2 protein-coding genes are annotated in these 1,591 nt (G+C 76.9%); both read right to left on the bottom strand.

The features are described from left to right. A partial coding sequence (locus HUW36_RS32445) for an AAA family ATPase (RefSeq protein ID WP_174531534.1) occupies positions 1-721 on the bottom strand: 721 nt, incomplete at its 3' end. Further along, a partial coding sequence (locus HUW36_RS32440) for a DUF4350 domain-containing protein (RefSeq protein ID WP_174531533.1) occupies positions 718-1,591 on the bottom strand: 874 nt, incomplete at its 5' end. The genes HUW36_RS32440 and HUW36_RS32445, both read right to left, overlap by 4 nt.

Raw genomic sequence — 1,591 nt, 5'->3', positions numbered from 1 at the left:
CGAGCACCGGCTCGGCCACGTGCACCGCGTGCGCCTCCGCCCGCGCGGCGGCCAGGTCGGCCGCGCCGGCCACCGGACGTACGCCGGCGGCACGCAGGTCGCGGGGGTCGAAGCCGGCGTGGTGCGCGCGCAGCACGCCCAGTTCCTCGTCGCGCTCGGGAAGCGGCACGGTCAGCTTGAGCAGGAAACGGTCGAGCTGCGCCTCGGGCAGCGGATAGGTGCCCTCGTACTCGACCGGGTTCTGGGTCGCCGCCACGATGAACGGCTCGGGCAGCGGGCGGCGCCCGCCCTCGACCGTGACCTGCCGCTCCTCCATCACCTCCAGCAGCGCCGACTGGGTCTTCGGCGGGGTGCGGTTGATCTCGTCGGCGAGGAGCAGGTTGGTGAAGACCGGCCCCTCCCGGAACGTGAACGCGGCGGTACGCGGGTCGAAGATCAGCGAGCCGGTGACGTCGCCGGGCATCAGGTCGGGGGTGAACTGCACCCGCTTGGAGTCCAGGTCGAGCGCGGTGGCCAGGGTGCGCACCAGCAGCGTCTTGGCCACGCCCGGCACGCCCTCCAGCAGCACGTGCCCCCGGCAGAGCAGCGCGATCACCAGACCGGTGACCACGGCGTCCTGGCCGACGACGGCCTTGGCCACCTCGGCGCGCAGCCGGTGCAGCGCGGCCCGCGCCTCGGACGGGGCGGTGGGCGACGCGGCGGCGATGACGGGTCCGGTCACCGGGGTTCTCCTTCGCTCGGATGCGGGGCCAGGGTACGGGTGAGCGTGTCCAGGTCGCGGCTCAGCGCCAGCAGCTCCCGGTCGTCGCCCGGATCGGGGCCGTACAGCAGGTCGGCCACCTGCGCGGGGTCGGCGCCGACGACGGTGGCGATCCGGGTCGCCACCTCGTCGTCAGGCGTGTCGGGCGGCAGGTTGAGTCGGGGCAGGATCCGGTCCAGGGCGGCCCCGCGCAGCGTCGCGGCGACGGTGTCCCGCGCGCCCGCCCGGCGGTAGAGCCGGGCCCGGCCGCGTACGGTCTCGGCGGACCGGACGGTCACCGGCAGCGGCTCCGCCACCGGCGGGCCGAGCCGGCGGGCCCGCCAGAGCACCACCAGCAGCCCGGCCACGGCGAGCTGCACCAGGATCGCCCAGAACCACTGCGGGAAGGCGGCCCAGAGCGGGTTGTCGCGACGCGGCGGGTCGGCCCGGTCGGGGCGTTCGGTCCGTTGGGGGCCGCTACCGGTCGGCGGCGCGTCGGTCTCCCGCTCCCCGGGCACGCGCGACCGGGTCGGCGCGGGCGCCGGGCCGGGCAGGTCCAGCCAGACCAGCGGGCGGGCGCCGCCGAGCAGGCCGGTGGCGAGGTCCTCGTTGCCCCACTCGGCGATGCGGTCGTTGCGGAACGGGTCGCTGGACCCGACCAGCACCACCTCGGTGCCGCCGGGCATCCGGAGCAGCGCGCCGCCGTAGCAGCGGTCGGCGCTCTCCGGCCCGGTGTACCGCTGGTGGTCGACGGCGGCGGTGCCGGCGCGGAGCGCCTCGGGCAGTCGGCAGGTCCCGTCGCCGTCCTCCGGCGGCACCGCGCGGGTGGCCCAGCGGCGGGTGGTCGGCTCG

This window comes from Micromonospora maritima (assembly GCF_902825405.1).
Lineage (GTDB): Bacteria > Actinomycetota > Actinomycetes > Mycobacteriales > Micromonosporaceae > Micromonospora > Micromonospora maritima.
Note: the sequence above shows the minus strand (reverse complement) of the source record. Positions and strands in the feature narration are given on the sequence as shown.